General features: G+C 49.1%; 2 tRNA genes and 2 rRNA genes. All 4 read right to left on the bottom strand.

The window, feature by feature from the left end:
- Positions 1 to 120 (bottom strand): 23S ribosomal RNA (locus tag GTP69_RS30880); the annotation flags it as partial.
- Between the two features lie 196 nt (positions 121 to 316).
- Positions 317 to 392 (bottom strand) — tRNA-Ala (locus GTP69_RS30875).
- A gap of 2 nt (positions 393 to 394) precedes the next feature.
- A tRNA-Ile gene (locus tag GTP69_RS30870) sits at positions 395 to 471 on the bottom strand.
- Between the two features lie 75 nt (positions 472 to 546).
- Positions 547 to 660 (bottom strand): 16S ribosomal RNA (locus GTP69_RS30865); the annotation flags it as partial.

Genomic DNA, 660 nt, shown 5'->3' with positions numbered 1-660 from the left:
ATTCGGAAATCTGCGGATCAAAGCTTGTTTGCTAGCTCCCCGCAGCTTATCGCAAGCTACTACGTCCTTCATCGCCTGTAATCGCCAAGGCATCCACCATGTGCACTTATTCACTTGTCCCTATAACGTTAGCTCCTGCGACTAAACAAGAAGCGTTTATAGAAATAAGATATTACGTTGTTACGTTTGATGATATTACAATCATTACCCACCCACGCAGTTGCCCGCATGGGTCATAACAATTACTTACTGCTTCCAAATTTTTAAAGAACGAGAACTACACTTACGAATAACTGCGCCATTCGTAAAGGCAGTTTGGTGGAGGATGACGGGATCGAACCGACGACCCCCTGCTTGCAAAGCAGGTGCTCTCCCAGCTGAGCTAATCCCCCAATGGTAGGGCTGGTTGGACTCGAACCAACGACCCCCGCGTTATCAACACGGTGCTCTAACCAGCTGAGCTACAGCCCCGATGCTGTTCTCTAATTCATTACAGTCGATAAGTGTGAGCGCTTGAAATGGTTCCGAGGAACCTGCAAACTCTAGAAAGGAGGTGATCCAGCCGCACCTTCCGATACGGCTACCTTGTTACGACTTCACCCCAGTCACGAATCCTACCGTGGTAAGCGCCCTCCTTGCGGTTAAGCTACCTACTTCTGG

Origin of the sequence: Duganella levis, from assembly GCF_009857605.1 — a bacterium.
Classification (GTDB): Bacteria; Pseudomonadota; Gammaproteobacteria; order Burkholderiales; family Burkholderiaceae_D; genus Rugamonas; species Rugamonas levis.
Note: the sequence above shows the minus strand (reverse complement) of the source record. Positions and strands in the feature narration are given on the sequence as shown.